The following is a 14,863-nucleotide window of genomic DNA, read 5'->3' on the forward strand; positions in this document are numbered from 1 at the left end:
ATTCCGCCCGCTGGGACGGGAGGCGCGGTGCGGGCTGGCACCGCGCCTCCCGTCGGTCCGGTGGGTGCGTTCCCACGAGCGGGCGCGACATGCCGTCGGCCGCGCGCCGAGTGGGCAGAAAACGTCTCGCTCGGCGTCGCCGGGCGGCACGTTGTGCCCGCTCGGCGGACGTGAGCGGCGTGTCGTGCGACCGCGGCGCGGCCGGCGGGCGCGCGGGGCGTCAGTCGGCGTCGGGGGCGAGCCAGATCGCGGACGCCGCCGCCGCGGGCAGGTCCACGAGGGACTCCGACCCGTCCGACGACCGCCGGGACACCGCGATGACGCCCGCGTAGTCCCGCACCTGCTCCACCCGCAGGTGCGTCCCGAGCCCGACCCCGAGCTCGTCGAAGTACCGCAGCAGCGAGGGGTCGTCGTCGGACACCCGGTCGACGGTGCCGCACGCCCCGGGCTCGATGGCCCCGAGCAGGGTCCCGGGGGAGTCCGGCACGGTGCCGTCCGCGCGGGGGATCGGGTCGCCGTGCGGGTCGTGCGTCGGGTGCCCGAGGTCGGCGTCGACCCGGTCGAGGAAGGTCTCCGACACCGCGTGCTCGAGCGCCTCGGCCTCGGTGTGGACCTCATCCCACGAGTACCCCAGCCGCTGCACGAGGAACGTCTCGATCAGCCGGTGCCGCCGGACCATCGCCACGGCGACCTGCTGGCCGAGCGGGGTGAGCACGACGCCGTAGTACGGGGTGTGCTCGATGAGGCCGTCGCGGTCGAGCTTCCGGAGGTTGCCCGAGACCGTCGACGCGGACACCTTGAGCGCCGCGGCGATGTCGCGGGTGGCCAGGCCCGTCCCGCCGCGCTCACTCGCCTTCCAGACGAGCTTCACGTAGTCCTCCGCCATCGTGGACAGGGAGGGCAAGCGCATGCCCCAATGGTACAAACGGCAGGTGACCGCCGCCGACCCCTCCCGCCGCCGCCGCTGGCCCGTTCCGCCGTCGCTGCTCGTCGGCCTCGCGCCGCTCGTGGTGTTCGCGGCCGTCAGCGCCTGGCGGGCCCGGCCGAGCGACGACTACCCGACCCTCGGACAGACGGTGGACAGCGTCGTCCGGTCGCTCGTCGTCCCGGAGGGCATCGCCGCCGTCGCACTCTGCGTCGTCGTGACCGGGCTCGGCTGGTGGCGCATCGCGACCGTCGACCCGACGCGCACGCGCCTGCGGTGGACGATGGTCGCGCCGATCCTCATCGCGGTCGTCTGCATCGTGCGGCTGCCGCTCGTGGACTGGTCGGCGCTGCCGGTCCGCTACTTCCTGCTGCTCGCCGTGGGGGTGCTGCTCGTCGGGGTCTTCGAGGAGCTGATGACCCGCGGCGTCCTGCTCGTCGGGCTCCGGCGGCGCCTGCCCGAGTTCGGCGTGTGGATCGCGTCGTGCGCGCTGTTCGGGGTGTTGCACCTGCTCAACGCCCTCGCCGGGGCCGGTCTCGGGGTGACGCTCGTGCAGGTCGTGTTCGCGGCGTCGTTCGGTTCGACGCTCTACGTCGCGCGTCGGCTGACCGGGAACCTGCTCCTGCCGGTGCTGCTGCACGCGTTCTGGGACTTCGGGTCGATCGGCCTCTCGGCGACGACGGACGTGCAGGACCCGTCGAAGCTCGCCGTCGTCGGCGTGATCGGGCTGCTGTCCTTCGCGGTCCTCGCGTTCGGGGTCGTCGCCGGCGGGGTGATCGCGTGGCGGGACGACCGGCCGCGCCGCCTGCGGCGCCGGTGGCGGACCGTGCCGCCCATGGGGGCGTACGCGGTGCTGGGCGACGAGCCGCGCCTCCCGTCCGCCGTGTGGTGACGACGGACGGACGGGAGGCGCGGGGCTGCGAGTGCGCACAGGCTGCGGTCCGGTTCACCTCGGCTTGGTGCACCGTTCCCCGCTCGGCAACCACCCGTCCTTAGCGTTCGGCGCATGCACAGATCAGCACTCCGCGGGGCGACCGTCGCCGCCGTCGCGACCGCCCTCGTCGTCGGCTCGCCCCTCGTCGCCACCGCGGCGGGGTACCCGAGCGACACCGCCAAGCCCGATCTCGTCTCCCTGCTGAGCGGGTACGACCAGTACTGGAAGTCGAGCGGGACGAACGACCTGCACGGCACCGTGCTCGATGCCGGGACGCTGGCGGAGAACGACCGGCTGGCCTCGTGGATCAACCAGCACGCCACGAAGGCGCAGCAGCTGAAGGCGCTGCAGGACTCCGAGTACCAGAACGCCACGAACACCGCCTACGACCAGTCGATGACGGTGTCGCAGGGGCTCGGTCCGGCGCTCGAGAAGATCTACGTCGACGGTCGGAACGCCGGGAAGCTGCCGCTCACCTCGGCGGTGGTGAACTCCTCGAACGGCACGAGCGGCGCGTACGTCAGCACGGGTGACGCGAAGGCGCACTACAGCTACCCGCGGCCCTACCTGCCGGCGAGCAGCACCGCGACGCTGCCCGCGACCGACGACCAGACCGGCTGCGCCCCGGCGAAGGTGAACGCGTCGTCGCTCGCCGCGAACCGTGCCGGCAAGGCCTGGGCGTCGGCGGACGGGACGCTCGACATCATGCGGGTGCCGGTCGCCACGGACACGTCGCACGAGTTCTCGCCGAACGATGTCGTGCTCGACCCCGGGTACGGCACCGCCGGCATCTGCACGGGCGGCTCGTACCCGAGCGGCCACACCACCACGGCGTACCAGGCGGGCATCACCCTCGCCACGCTCGTGCCGGAGCTAGCGCCGGAGCTGCTCGCCCGCGCTTCCGAGGCCGGCAACGACCGCATCGTGCTCGGCGTCCACTACCCGCTCGACATCATGGGCGGGCGCATCGACGGCGAAGCGGCACTCGCGGCCCGCTGGTCGGACACCCAGTACCGCACGGAGGTCCTCGAGCCGGCGCGGAAGGAACTCGTCAGGTACCTCGAGCAGCAGTGCGGCGACACGCTCGCGAACTGCATCGCCCACTCGACGGCGTACTCGGACGACCCCTACGGCGGGGCCGCGATCCCCGGTGGCACCGCCCAGGTCGTCACCGACCGCGCCTCGGCCGCGGCGGTCTACCGCGAGCGGATGACCTACGGCTTCGCGGCGACCGGCACCACCGGGCTCGCCCCCTCGGTGCCGACCGGTGCGTCGAACCTGCTCCTCACCGCGTTCCCGACCCTGACCGACGCGCAGCGCACCGCCGTGCTCGCCCAGACCGAGATCGCGTCGGGCTACCCGCTCGACCAGTCCGGCTCGGCCGCGGGCTCGTGGGAGCGCCTCGACCTCGCCGCCGCCACGAGCGCCACGGTCGCGGTGTCGGCCGACGGCACCGCGAAGGTCCTCTCGACCGGCGGCACCGCACGCGTCGTGACCGGCGTCCTCACGGCACCGAAGGGCACCTCGGTCGCTGCCGGAGGGTCGCTCGCGCTGGCCGGCACCGGGTTCACCCCGGGGGCCTCGGTCCGGGTCGTCCTGCACTCCACCCCGATCACGGTGGGCACGCTCACCGTCGCGGCGGACGGCACGGTGTCCGGCAGCGTCACCATCCCGGCCGGCACCGCCACGGGAGCGCACACGATCGACGTGGTCGACGCCTCCGGCGCCTCGGCGCTCGTCGCACCGCTCGCGATCACGGTGACCCCGGCCGCTGCCGGTTCGGGCACGGGCACCGGTGGCACGGGAGCCGGGAGCGGCGGCACCGGCACCGTCGTCGACCCGGGGACGGGCATCCACCTGCCGGTCGTCTCCGGCTGATCGCGGGCCGGCCGGCGTCCGTCCCGTGCGGCGGCGCCGGCCGCCTTCCCGTTCCCGTCACCCCTGGAGCACCCCCCCCATGCGCACACGCACCCTCTGGACCGCGACCGGCATCGCTGCCGCGGTCGTCCTCGCCGGGGCGGTCGCCGTCCCGTTGCTCGGGTCCACCCCGGTCGCCTCGGCACCCGTCCCGTCGGCGTCGGCGACGCGGTCCCACGTCGCCCCGGCCGTGCCGAACGTCGGGGCCGCCGCGCTCGCCGCACTGCCGGAGGCGCAGTACTCGGCGGTCATCGGCGGGCTCATGCCGTTCGACCGGACCATCACCTCGGACACCGTGTTCCAGCTCCGGGCCGACGCGCCCCTGTTCGGCGCAGCGCGGACCACACCGGTCGCACGGTTCGCCGCCACCGACTTCCTCCGGCAGCCCACCACGGTCGTCGGGGTCGAGCGCGACGGGGACTGGGAGCGTGTCCTCACCCCGGCGCGCCAGCAGCTGCCCTCGGCCGCCGGGGGATCGGCGGCGGCGCAGACCTCGGCGTGGGTACCGGTGGCGTCGCTCCGGGAGGTGTCGACCCCGACCTCCCGCGTCGTCATCTCGACGACGGACCAGTCCGTGTCGATCGTCTCGTCGGACGGCGGGGCCGTGCAACGGTTCCGCGCCGGGGTCGGCACGGCGGACACCCCGACGCCGACCGGGGTCACCGGCTACCTCGAGCAGCGGTACGTCGACCCCGCCCAGGGGACCGGCGACCACCCGATCCAGCTGACCTCGCTGCACTCGAGCGCGGCCGACGAGCCGTACGGCGGGCACGACGGCGGGCTGATCGGGCTGCACTGGAACGCGACGACCTCGGGTGCGGTGTCGCACGGCTGCGTGCGGCTCGACGCCGAGGCGGTGGCGGCGGTGGACGCCCTGCCGCTCGGCACCCTCGTCACGGTCGAGTAGGGCGCCGAGCGGCGGCGATCAGCCGGTGGCGCCGCCGATGATCGCCGGACGCTCGAACGGATCCGCGGTGACGAACGTGACCGCCTGTGCGCGGAACTGGTCGACCTCCGCCGTCGGCAGCCTGACGAAGTCCGTCCACGTCTCGCCCGCGGCGACGAACCGCGAGGCCTGCTGCTCGTCCACGATCACGTGGTCGTCGGGCGTGCCCGAGAACGCCGTCGCGTCGACGACGACGGTGTGGGCCTCGGTGCACTCGATCGTCCAGTGGACCCAGCCCTTCAGGTGGTCGGCGACCATCGTCGTCGTCGAACAGCCGGGGGCTGACGGGTCCCGAGGTCCGGGGACCGAGGCGGACGCGGCGGTGGGCAGTGCAGCGACCGAGAGGCCGAGCGCCATCGTGCCGACCGCGGCGACCGAGAGGATTCGCTTCATCGTGGAACTCCAATCTGATGTTTCAGGAGTTCCGAGTCTGGTGGCGGCGACGCGGTCGAGCAACCAGGTGGCAACGCGTTGCCGCGCCCGATGGGCAGCGGCGACCACGGAGTGGCGATCAGGGCTTGCGGCCGACGGCGAAGACCCGCCGGAACGGGTACACCGTGCCGTGCGCCCCCGCCGGATACGCCGACCGCAGCGCCGCCGCGTACTCCGCCTCGTACGCCGCGGTCGACGCGCCGGACGGGTCCGCCGCGTCGAGCGCCTGCAGTGCCGGACGGAGCCCGGTCCCGCGCACCCAGTCGAGCACCGGGTCGACGCCCGGCAGGACCTGGGCGTAGGTGGTCTCCCACGCGCGGGCCTCGAACCCGGCGTCGAGCATGATGCCGAGGTAGCCGGCCGGGTCGAGCACCGGGTCCTCGCGCAGGACACCGGCCAGCGCCGGCGCCCACGGCCCGGAGGCGGCGACGGACCGCATGAGCGCGTGCGACGGCGACCCGAAGTTGCCCGGCACCTGCATCGCGAACCACGACCCGGACGGCATCGCGTCGAGCCACCGCGGCAACAGCGACACGTGCGACGGCACCCACTGGAGCGCCGCGTTCGTCACGACGACGTCGTCCGTGGGGCCGGGCGTCCAGTCCTCGATCGAGCCCAGCTCGAACGACAACCCGGGGCCGGTCGGCGCCGACGCCAGCATCTGCGCCGAGCTGTCGATCCCGACCACCGACGCGGAAGGCCACCGCGCTGCCAACGTGGCGGTGAGGGTCCCGGGGCCGCAGCCGAGGTCGACGACGCGACGTGGCGCCTCCTGGCCCGCACCCGCCGGCCAGGCGATCTGCGCGACGAGGTCGTGGAAGGGCCGCGCGCGGTCGTCCGCGAAGGCGGCGTACCGCGACGGGTCCCAGCGCATCGCTACAGCTCCACCTCGAAGGGTTCGGTGCGGACGAGCTCGTGGACGCCGGAGATGACCTCGCTCGGGCGGAAGGGGTAGCGGTCGATCTCGGCCTGGTCGCTGATGCCGGTCATGACGAGGACGGTGTGGAGTCCTGCTTCGATGCCGGCCTGCACGTCGGTGTCCATCCGGTCGCCGATCATGCCGGTGTTCTCGGAGTGGGCGCCGATCCGGTTCATCGCCGAGCGGAACATCATCGGGTTCGGCTTGCCGACCACGTACGGCTGCTTGCCGGTGGCCTTCTCGATCATCGCGGCGATGGCGCCGGTCGCCGGGAGGACCCCCTCGGCCGACGGGCCCGTCGCGTCGGGGTTCGTGACGATGAAGCGGGCACCGTCGCGGATGAGGCGCACGGCCTTGGTGATCGCCTCGAACGAGTAGTTGCGGGTCTCACCGACGACGACGTAGTCGGGGGCGGTCTCGGTCATGATGAAGCCGGCCTCGTGCAGGGCCGTGGTCATGCCGGCCTCGCCGATGACGAACGCGGAGCCGCCGGGCATCTGGGACTTGCAGAAGTCGGCGGTGGCGAGGGCGCTCGTCCAGATGCGCTCCTCGGGGACGTGGATGCCGGACCAGCGGAGCCGGGCGCTGAGGTCACGCGGGGTGAAGATCGAGTTGTTGGTCAGGACGAGGAACTCCGTGCCCTCGTCGAGCCACTGCTGGATCAGCTCCGGCGCCCCGGGGAGCGCCTGGTTCTCGTGCACGAGCACGCCGTCCATGTCGGTCAGCCAGCACTCGACCTCGTCGCGGGTTGCCATGCCCCTCACCCTAGTGCGCGCCCGTGACGGCCCGGCTCGGCGTCGGCTCGGAGAAGGCCGGGAGGCACGGATCGGCTCTTGCGCGCCGGTCGCGGACCCGAGATGGTCGAGACACCGAACGCCGGTCGGCTTTGCCCTAGGCTTTTCGGGACACGTACTGGAAGAAGGAGGACGCCCGTGCTCGTCGAACCCGGAACCCCGCCCGTCGCACCCCGGCCCGTCACGGCGCCGGAGCAGGCCGAGGCGACCCCGCGACGACGCCGTGGCCGCCCGAACGTCCTCAGCCGCGAGCAGGTGATCGACGCCGCGACGGCCATCGCGAACGAGGACGGCCTCGACCGGCTGTCCTTCCGCGCACTCGGCGTCCGGCTCGGCGTCGCACCGATGACCGTGCACCGGACGATCGGCGGCCTCGACGACCTGCACGCCGAGCTCGTCCGCCGCACGGTCGACGAGTTCACCGCGACGTTCGTCTGGCCGGACGAGTGGCACGCGGTCGTCCGGACGTTCGCCACGACCTTCCGCGACCTCATGCTGACCCACCCCCTCGTGCTCGAGTCGCACAGCCGCCGCGGGGCCCTGGTGTCGACGGAGTCCGACGCCGTCGTGGCGAAGGTCGTCGGTGCGCTCCGGTCGGCCGGCCTGCCCGACGCCGAGGCGATGTACGCGTTCTTCGTCGTGTACGACTTCGTGGTCGGGCACACCGGCGTGCAGGTCGGCCGGGGCTCGGCCGCGGCCGGTCGTCCGGAGCGGCACGAGCTCGTGGCGGAGATCCTCGGTTCGCACTCGTACGAGGACCGGTTCGCGCTGGGGCTCGACGTCCTCATCGCGGGGATCGAGTCCCGGATCCGGTGACCGGCGACCCCGCCGTACGCTTGGGGGCGTGACCGCAGTCCCCGAACCGTCCCACGAGCGGACGACGAACGGGGTCGGGCCGCACCCCGAGCCCTGGCCGGACGACCCGCGGCTCGACCCGGAGCTCCTGGCGACCGGGGACACCCGCAACGTCGTCGACCGGTTCCGCTACTGGTCGATGGACGCCATCGTCGCCGAGCTCGACACCCACCGCCACGCGTTCGACGTGGCGATCGAGAACTGGCAGCACGACCTCAACATCGGGTCGATCGTGCGGAGCGCCAACGCGTTCCTCGCCGGCACCGTGCACATCGTCGGGCGCCGTCGGTGGAACAAGCGCGGCGCGATGGTCACCGACCGGTACCAGCACGTCCGGTACCACCCCGACGTCGCCGCCTTCCTCGAGGCCATGCGCGACGAGGGGCGCCCGGTGATCGCGATCGACAACACCCCCGGGGCGTCCCGCATCGAGACGGCGCCGATCCCGGAACGGTGCGTGTTCCTGTTCGGGCAGGAGGGCCCCGGGCTGACCGACGAGGCCGTCGCCGGGGCGGACGGACACCTCGAGATCACGCAGTTCGGGTCGACGCGGAGCATCAACGCCTCGGCGGCCGCGGCGATCGTCATGCACAGCTGGGTCGTCCAGCACGCGGACACCGGCCGCACCAGCGGGGCCGACGGCTCCGCGCTCTGAACCCTGCACCTGTCGGCCGCAGCCGGCGGGGCGGGGGTGAGCCGCGCCTCCAGTCCGCCGGCGCGTCGGCGTCAGCGCGCCGCGGTGGTGCGCCGCGCGACCAACCGGGGCTCGACCAGGACCTCGGTCGCCGCCGACGTCGGGTCGGCGATCCGCGCGAGGAGCCGCTCGCCGGCGCCGCGCCCGATCTCGACACTGCGGTCGTCGATGCTCGTGAGCCCCACGTACCGCGTCGCCGCGAGCGGGGTGTCGTCGTAGCCCATGACCGACACGTCCTCGGGGACGCGCAGCCCACGCTCGGCGAGCTCGGACAGCGCGCCGAGCGCCATCACGTCGTTCGCGGCGAAGACGGCGGTCACCTCGGGGTGCGCGTCGAGGAGTTGCGCCAGGGCGCGCGACCCGGCCTCCTCGGTGGGCTCGCCCGGGAGCACGACCGTCGCGACCTCGGCGCGGCCGTCGACACCGGCGCTGAACCCCGTGCGTCGTTCGTCGGACGCGGCCGACGAGGCGCCGACGAACCCGAGGCGCGTGTGGCCGAGGGCGAGCAGGTGCTCCGCGGCCATCGCCCCGCCCGCGCGGTCGTCGTTCGCCACGGTGTCCGCGCGGGGGATCGCGACGCGGCCGCCGGCGATGACGAGCGGGGTCGAGGCGGGGATCGCGAGGTCGGTGTCGGGCTCGCCGGCGATGACGATCCCCTCGACGCGCATGGACAGGAAGCCCTCGACCGGCGAGGCGTCGAGCCCGGTGTTGAGGAAGCGGTCCGCGACGACGAGCCGGTGGCCCTGGTCCTGCAGCGCCTCGCGCAGGCCGGTCAGCAGGTCGACGAACCACTGGTTCCGGAAGTCGTCGAGGACGACGCCGATCGTCCGGGAGCGCGTACCGGCGAGCGACACCGCGGCCGTGGAGGGGCGGTAGTCGAGCTCCTGGATCGCCTTGAGCACCGCGTCACGCCGCTGCTGGCTCACCCGCGGGGAGCGCTGCAGGACGAGCGACACGAGGGACTTCGAGACCCCGGCGCGCGCGGCGACGTCGTAGATGGTCGCGGGTTTGCCGGCTCCCATGATCTGCATCGACCTCCGTGGCTCTCCCGTCGATGGTAGCGGGGGTGGCGCGCGGGTGGCGCGCGGGGCGCGCGGCCGCTTCGTGAGCAGAAATGGTCGGGTGCGTGGTGCCGGCCCGACATCGTCTGCTCACGATCTGCGCGTGGTCACTCCTCCACACGGGAGGCGCGGTGCGAGTTCTGCACGAGTGCTTCGGTATGCGGGCGGTGCGGGAGCGCGGGGCGCGAGGGTGACCGCATGCGACCACGCCCGCTTCCGCCCGCGCTCCGCAACCGCGCGTTCGACGTCCACGCCGCGGACCGCGCAGGAGTCTCCCGACAGCGACTCCGTCGGAGCGACCTCGTCCGGCCCACCCGTTCGATCCGGTGGGCCCGCGACCGCCCACCCGACGCCGTGCACCGGATCCGAGCCCTCCGGCCGGTCCTGCTGCCCGGACAGTTCGTGAGCCACGTCTCCGCCGCCGTGCTCTGGGGGCTGCCCGTCCCGGTCGACGACGAGGCGCCGGTGCACGTCACGAGTCCGATTCCGACCGCCCAACCACGTCGCACGGGCGTGGTCGGACACCGGATCACGCCCGACCGAGCGGACGTCGCCGAGCGGTGGGGCATGCCCGCGAGCACTCCCGCAGCGCTGTGGGTCGACTGCGGCGCGATGCTGACGACCGACGAGCTCGTCGTGCTCGGCGACGCGATCGTGACCGAGCCACGGTGTCGCACGACGATCGACGACCTCCGGACCGCACTCGTCCGGGCCGGAGCCCGAGCAGGCGTCCGGAAGCTGCGGACGGCGATCGAGCTGGTCCGGGTCGGTGCCGGCTCGCCCCAGGAGACGCGGGCGCGGCTCGCGATCGTCCGCGCGGGCCTTCCCGAACCGGAACTGCAGGTCGAGATCCGAGACGAGGCAGGGTCCTTCGTCGGTCGGGTCGACATGGCCTACCCACGGCACCGCGTCCTCATCGAGTACGAGGGCGACCACCACCGCACGGATGCCGCGCAGTGGGCCAGCGACCTCCGGCGCTACCGCGAGGCCGAGCGCCTCGGCTGGGTCGTCGTCCGGTGGTCGCGCTCGGACCTCACCCGGTACCTCGCCGAGGCCATCGGACACCTGCGGTCGGTGCTCACACGCCGGGGGTAGCGTCCGGGCAATGGCGACGCTGCTCATCACCGGGGCCGCAGGACGGATCGGCGCTGCACTCCGGCCCCGACTCCTCGCGGCCGGTCACGACCTCGTGCTGCTCGACGAGCGCACCCCGGACGACCCACCGACGGGCGGTGAGCGCTTCGTGCCCGGGTCGGTGCACGACGCCGATGCCCTCGACGACGCGCTGATCGGCGTCGACACCGTCGTCCACCTGGCGGGCATCCCGACCGAGGCCGCGTGGGACGACCTCGTCGCGGCGAACCTCACCGGGACGAAGAACGTGCTCGAGCGAGCGGCCGCGGCCGGGGTCCTCCGGGTCGTCCAGGCGAGCTCGATCCACGCCGTCGGCCGAGCGCCCGAGCCGCTCGACGAACCGGGGAGCGTGCCCGGGGACCGGCTGCCCCGTCCGGACACGTACTACGGCGTGACGAAGGCCGGGATGGAACTCCTCGGCAGTCTCTTCGCCGATCGGTTCGGGATGTCGATCGTCTCGGCACGCATCGGGGCGTTCGGCGAGCAGCCGTCGTCCGGTCGTGCGCTCCTGATGTGGAGCTCGCCGGACGACCTGGTGCGGTTGGTGCTGGCGACGGTCGCGCTCCGGGACCCGGGGCACCACGTCGTGTGGGCGCTGTCCCGGAACACCGGATCCCCGGCCGACCTCACCGCGGGGGAGCGGATCGGCTTCGTGCCGGTCGACGACGCCTCGGGCGTGCTGGACCCTGACGCCCGTGCGGCCCTGCCTGCCGAGGAACTCCGCTACCTCGGCGGCGACATGGTCGAGCTGCCGCTCGGCCGGAGCCGTCCCTGAGCAGCCTCCGCGCTACCCGATCAGGCTCGGGCGCAGGTCGCGCAGCGTCCGCGACCGCGTCTGCCGCGCCGTCACGACGAACGACACCAGGAGCGCCCCGAGCAGCCAGCACGCGAGCACGCCCGCATCGGACCACGCCGCACCGAGGTCCCCGCCGTACATCGTCTGCCGGATCGCGTCGACCGAGTACGTCATCGGCAGCGCGAAGTGCAGCGCCGCCAACGGCCCCGGCAGCGTCTGCCACGGGAACGTCCCGCCGGCGGTGACGAGCTGCACGAGCATGAGCACCAGGCCGAGGAACTGCCCCACCGAGCCGAGCAACACGTTCAGCGCCATGATGATCGCCGCGAACGTCGCCGATGCCAGCACCATGACCCCGATCGTCGCCCCGGCGTGCACGACGTTCAGGTCGAGGGCGAACCGGACGATGAAGAACAGCGCCACCATCTGCACGAGTCCGAGCAGCGCCGGCGTCAGCCATCCGCCGAACACCACCGCGAGGGGCTTCCGCACCGCGGTGATCGCCCGCTTCGAGATCGGCTTGAGGATGAGGAACAGCGCGTACATGCCGATCCAGGCCGCGAGGGAGATGAAGAACGGCGCGAGTCCGGCCCCGTAGTTGTCCGCCGCCGCGACGTTGTCGTCCCCGACCTTGACCGGGTCCGAGATCACCGACGCCTGGTCCTCGCGCTGCGAGGCGTTCGACGCCGGGATCTTCGTGCGGCCCTCGTCGAGCTTCGAGGCGAGCTCGGACGAGCCGCTCTGCAGCTTCGTCAGTCCGGACGCCAGCGACTTCGCGCCGTCGTCGGCCGAGGCCGCTCCGGACGCCAACGAAGCCGCACCGGAGGACAGTGTGGGCGCCGCCGACGCGAGCTGCGAGGTGCCCGAGGCCACCTGCGACGAGCCCGACGCCAACTGCGCGGCACCGTCCGCGGCGGAGGAGACCCCGCCGGCCAGGGTGGGGGCCGCCGTCGCCAGGGCGGAGGTGCCGGCCGCGACCTGGGCGGACCCGTCGCGCAGCTGGTCGACGCCCTCGAGCGCGGCCTTGGCCTTCGCGAGATCAGCCTTCGTCTTGTCGTCACCGAGCTGCGCCTCGACGGTGGAGGTGATGACCGCCTGCACCTCCGGCGTCAGTTCCACGCCACGGTCCGCGGCGGCCTTCGTGATCGCCGCGGTCACGGTGTCGGGGGAGAGGCCGTTCAGTGCGTCGAGCGCCGGATCGGTCTGGTCGGCCAGTGCCTTGTTGCCGGCCGCGACCTGCTGTGCGCCGTCGTTCAGCTGCGCGGTCTGCGCGGGCAGCGACGCGGTCTGCTGCTTGGCCGTCTGCAGGCCCGAGGACAGCGTCGCCGCCCCGGATGCGACCTGCTGGGCGCCCTGGTCGAGTGCAGCGGTCTGCGACGGCAACGCGGCGGTCCCGTCCGCGAGCGTCGCCGCCCCGGAAGCGAGCTTGCCGGTGCCGTCCGCGAGCGTGGCCGCGCCCGACGCAGCGGACTTCGCACCGGAGGCGAGCTGCCCCGCGCCGTCGACCGCGTCGCCCAGGCTGTCGCGCACGTCGGCGAGGCCCACGAGCAGGGTCTTCGCCGCCTGCTTGCCGACCCGCTCGGCGACTGCGGTGCGCATCGTCTTGCCCGCCTGCTCCGCGATGGTCGAGGCGAGGTAGGAGTTCGTGTCCGCCGTCGTCATCACGAGCTCGGCACGCTTCGGGTCGTCGGACTGTGCGGAGACGAGGGACTCCGAGAAGTCGTGCGGGATCGTCACGACGAAGTCGTACGTGCCGTTCCGGACGCCGGAGCGCGCGTCGGCCGCGGTCGTCTTCGTCCACTTGAAGTCGGCGCCGTCGATGGCCTCCTTCGTGACGTCCTTGCCGTAGTCGACGTGGTCGCCGTCGAGCGTCGCCCCGGCGTCCTGGTCGACGATGGCGGCGGGGACCTGGTCGAGCTTCGCGTACGGGTCGCGGTTCGCCCAGAGGTAGGCGCCGCCGTACAGCAGCGGCACGACCATGAGCGCGATGAACGCGAGTCGTGCGAGCGGGGTCGCGGTGAGTCGCGCCAGTTCGGCGCGGACGAGCGAGGTGGTGGTCACGCGGTCGCCTCCGTGGGCAGGTGGTCGGTGTCGGACTGGAGGCGCGGGTCGTCTCCGTCAGGTCGGGCCACGTCCTCGGGGTCCTCGGTCTGGATGGTGTCGAGCAGGTGTTCGACGGTCGCGGCTGCGGCCTTGGAGGTCACGAGCACGACGGTCACGCCGCGGCGGGCGACGTCGCGGACGACCGCGAACCACCCCTCCACGGCGCCGCCGTGCCGTTCGGGCGAGGTGATGACGAGCCCGGTCACCCCGTCCCGCAGCAGGGCGAGTTCGACGAGGAGCCGGACCCGCACGTCGGTCGGGACCCGCTGCACGTGCGTGTCGGCGTAGTCCCGCAGCCCGAGCTCGTCGAGCACGGTGTCGACGTGCTCGCGGGAGGGCCGCTGTCCGGCGAAGGCGAGCTCCTCGCGCACGATGCGCTTGAGGCTCATCACGGGGAAGGGCTCGGCGATGCCCGGCGTGTCCACGAGGGCGAACGTCCTCCGGACCGCCGCGGCGTCGTCGTGCCCGTCGAGCAGCACGCGACCGGTCTCGGGCCGCATGCGCCCGCCGGCGACGAGCGAGGCGAGCACGGGTGCCTGCTCCGTCTCGACGGCGACGACACCGGGGCGGCCGGGGGCGGCGACGGCGGAGACGACGGGCAGCGCGGCACCGGGCTCGTCGCCGATGCCGACGTGGTCGAGTTCGAGCGTCATGCACGGTCCTTCTCTGTGGAGACCTTCGTGGTGGTGGAGGCGGCCGGCTCGGAGAGCGAAGCGGTGCGCCAGTCGATGCCGGCCATCCCGAGCGCCGAGAGGACGACCATGCGGCGTCCGTCGTCGTCCGAGGTGCCGGAGCGCGTGGCCTCGTCGAGCACGGCGATGCAGGCGCCCTCGACGAGCCGGCCGAGCGTCGCGGGGTCGACGTCGTCGCGCATGGTGCCGTCGGCGATCCCGAGGGCGCACGCGTCGCGGACCTGGGCGCGCAGGGGTGCGAACACCGCGGCCACGGACTCGCTGAACGGGCTGCGGATCGCGACCCGGGCCATCGACCGGACGTGGGACACCTCGGACCACAGCGTCACCGCGATGGCGGCGAGCCGAGCGGCCGGTGGGAGTGCGCCGAGGTCCGCCGCGGTCGGCATCGCACCGGCGACACGGGCGGCCCCGGCGGTGACGACCTCGCGCACGAGGTCGTCACGGGAGGGGAAGTGTCCGTAGACCGCACGCCGGGAGAGTCCCGCGGCGGACGCGATCGTCTCGAGCGAGACGTCCGGGTCCGCCTGGAGCGCGGTCTTCGCCGCCTCGATCAGGGCAGCCCGGTTCTCCGTCGCGTCCCGGCGGGGAGCGCGTGCGGGCTGGTCAGGAGTGGTCACGCACCCCATCGTAATAACGTGCACACACGTGTGCAAGTTAT

15 protein-coding genes are annotated in these 14,863 nt (G+C 73.4%); 7 read left to right on the forward strand and 8 right to left on the reverse strand.

Annotated features, from left to right (window positions below):
• Positions 1-220 precede the first annotated feature (220 nt).
• Entirely contained in the window at positions 221-910 is a 690-nt protein-coding gene (locus tag J2X60_RS08375; protein WP_071294437.1) for a metal-dependent transcriptional regulator, read from the reverse strand.
• Positions 911-932: 22 nt separating this feature from the next.
• On the opposite strand from J2X60_RS08375, the gene J2X60_RS08380 reads away from it, so the two are divergent.
• The 3 genes from J2X60_RS08380 to J2X60_RS08390 all read left to right on the forward strand — a co-directional run bounded on the left by J2X60_RS08380 (position 933) and on the right by J2X60_RS08390 (position 4,683).
• Positions 933-1,817, forward strand: coding sequence for a CPBP family intramembrane glutamic endopeptidase (locus tag J2X60_RS08380; RefSeq protein WP_309887073.1), 885 nt, complete (start codon positions 933-935; stop codon positions 1,815-1,817).
• 114 nt (positions 1,818-1,931) lie between these two features.
• Positions 1,932-3,737, forward strand: coding sequence for a phosphatase PAP2 family protein (locus J2X60_RS08385; RefSeq protein ID WP_309887074.1), 1,806 nt, complete (start codon positions 1,932-1,934; stop codon positions 3,735-3,737).
• A 79-nt stretch (positions 3,738-3,816) separates the two neighbouring features.
• Complete coding sequence (locus J2X60_RS08390) at positions 3,817-4,683, forward strand: L,D-transpeptidase (protein WP_309887075.1); 867 nt, start codon at positions 3,817-3,819, stop codon at positions 4,681-4,683.
• 18 nt (positions 4,684-4,701) lie between these two features.
• Here J2X60_RS08390 and J2X60_RS08395 read toward each other — a convergent pair whose 3' ends face one another.
• The 3 genes from J2X60_RS08395 to J2X60_RS08405 all read right to left on the reverse strand — a co-directional run bounded on the left by J2X60_RS08395 (position 4,702) and on the right by J2X60_RS08405 (position 6,828).
• Positions 4,702-5,115 (reverse strand): hypothetical protein, encoded by a 414-nt coding sequence (locus J2X60_RS08395; protein WP_309887076.1) that lies wholly within the window; start codon positions 5,113-5,115, stop codon positions 4,702-4,704.
• Positions 5,116-5,233: 118 nt separating this feature from the next.
• Complete coding sequence (locus J2X60_RS08400) at positions 5,234-6,028, reverse strand: methyltransferase domain-containing protein (RefSeq protein ID WP_309887077.1); 795 nt, start codon at positions 6,026-6,028, stop codon at positions 5,234-5,236.
• 2 nt (positions 6,029-6,030) lie between these two features.
• Positions 6,031-6,828 (reverse strand): HAD-IIA family hydrolase, encoded by a 798-nt coding sequence (locus tag J2X60_RS08405; RefSeq protein WP_070417042.1) that lies wholly within the window; start codon positions 6,826-6,828, stop codon positions 6,031-6,033.
• Between the two features lie 177 nt (positions 6,829-7,005).
• On the opposite strand from J2X60_RS08405, the gene J2X60_RS08410 reads away from it, so the two are divergent.
• Both J2X60_RS08410 and J2X60_RS08415 read left to right on the forward strand, forming a co-directional pair.
• The gene (locus J2X60_RS08410; protein ID WP_070417041.1) at positions 7,006-7,683 is read left to right on the forward strand and encodes a TetR/AcrR family transcriptional regulator C-terminal domain-containing protein; all 678 of its coding nucleotides are present in this window, start codon (positions 7,006-7,008) and stop codon (positions 7,681-7,683) included.
• A gap of 28 nt (positions 7,684-7,711) precedes the next feature.
• Entirely contained in the window at positions 7,712-8,377 is a 666-nt protein-coding gene (locus J2X60_RS08415; protein WP_309887078.1) for a TrmH family RNA methyltransferase, read from the forward strand.
• Between the two features lie 71 nt (positions 8,378-8,448).
• On the opposite strand, the gene J2X60_RS08420 is transcribed toward J2X60_RS08415, so the two are convergent.
• Positions 8,449-9,438 carry a LacI family DNA-binding transcriptional regulator gene (locus J2X60_RS08420; protein WP_309887079.1) on the reverse strand — a complete coding sequence of 330 codons (990 nt, stop codon included), beginning with the start codon at positions 9,436-9,438 and terminating at the stop codon, positions 8,449-8,451.
• Positions 9,439-9,675: 237 nt separating this feature from the next.
• Here J2X60_RS08420 and J2X60_RS08425 point away from each other — a divergent pair, with 237 nt between their 5' ends.
• Entirely contained in the window at positions 9,676-10,572 is an 897-nt protein-coding gene (locus tag J2X60_RS08425) for a hypothetical protein (RefSeq protein WP_175495978.1), read from the forward strand.
• Between the two features lie 10 nt (positions 10,573-10,582).
• Positions 10,583-11,386 (forward strand): NAD(P)-dependent oxidoreductase, encoded by an 804-nt coding sequence (locus tag J2X60_RS08430; protein ID WP_309887080.1) that lies wholly within the window; start codon positions 10,583-10,585, stop codon positions 11,384-11,386.
• 12 nt (positions 11,387-11,398) lie between these two features.
• Here J2X60_RS08430 and J2X60_RS08435 read toward each other — a convergent pair whose 3' ends face one another.
• Genes J2X60_RS08435 through J2X60_RS08445 form a run of 3 tightly spaced genes read right to left on the reverse strand, consistent with a single transcriptional unit; the run spans position 11,399 to position 14,822 of the window.
• Positions 11,399-13,468, reverse strand: coding sequence for a YhgE/Pip domain-containing protein (locus tag J2X60_RS08435; RefSeq protein ID WP_309887081.1), 2,070 nt, complete (start codon positions 13,466-13,468; stop codon positions 11,399-11,401).
• Positions 13,465-14,163 (reverse strand): hypothetical protein, encoded by a 699-nt coding sequence (locus tag J2X60_RS08440; protein ID WP_070417037.1) that lies wholly within the window; start codon positions 14,161-14,163, stop codon positions 13,465-13,467. The genes J2X60_RS08435 and J2X60_RS08440 overlap by 4 nt, the downstream gene beginning before the upstream one ends.
• A complete protein-coding gene (locus J2X60_RS08445; RefSeq protein ID WP_083403140.1) occupies positions 14,160-14,822 on the reverse strand; it encodes a TetR/AcrR family transcriptional regulator in 663 nt (220 codons plus the stop codon). Before J2X60_RS08445 ends, J2X60_RS08440 begins: the two co-directional genes overlap by 4 nt.
• Positions 14,823-14,863: the final 41 nt, after the last annotated feature.

The sequence above is a fragment of the Curtobacterium sp. 320 genome (assembly GCF_031455235.1).
GTDB lineage: Bacteria > Actinomycetota > Actinomycetes > Actinomycetales > Microbacteriaceae > Curtobacterium.

Bases quoted from the DNA above. Each gene is read 5' to 3' on its own strand.
- J2X60_RS08375 (WP_071294437.1), bottom strand. From the start codon at position 910: ATGCGCTTGCCCTCCCTGTCCACGATGGCGGAGGACTACGTGAAGCTC.
- J2X60_RS08385 (WP_309887074.1), top strand. From the start codon at position 1,932: ATGCACAGATCAGCACTCCGCGGGGCGACCGTCGCCGCCGTCGCGACC.
- J2X60_RS08390 (WP_309887075.1), top strand. From the start codon at position 3,817: ATGCGCACACGCACCCTCTGGACCGCGACCGGCATCGCTGCCGCGGTC.
- J2X60_RS08395 (WP_309887076.1), bottom strand. From the start codon at position 5,115: ATGAAGCGAATCCTCTCGGTCGCCGCGGTCGGCACGATGGCGCTCGGC.
- J2X60_RS08400 (WP_309887077.1), bottom strand. From the start codon at position 6,028: ATGCGCTGGGACCCGTCGCGGTACGCCGCCTTCGCGGACGACCGCGCG.
- J2X60_RS08405 (WP_070417042.1), bottom strand. From the start codon at position 6,828: ATGGCAACCCGCGACGAGGTCGAGTGCTGGCTGACCGACATGGACGGC.
- J2X60_RS08420 (WP_309887079.1), bottom strand. From the start codon at position 9,438: ATGGGAGCCGGCAAACCCGCGACCATCTACGACGTCGCCGCGCGCGCC.
- J2X60_RS08425 (WP_175495978.1), top strand. From the start codon at position 9,676: ATGCGACCACGCCCGCTTCCGCCCGCGCTCCGCAACCGCGCGTTCGAC.
- J2X60_RS08430 (WP_309887080.1), top strand. From the start codon at position 10,583: ATGGCGACGCTGCTCATCACCGGGGCCGCAGGACGGATCGGCGCTGCA.
- J2X60_RS08440 (WP_070417037.1), bottom strand. From the start codon at position 14,163: ATGACGCTCGAACTCGACCACGTCGGCATCGGCGACGAGCCCGGTGCC.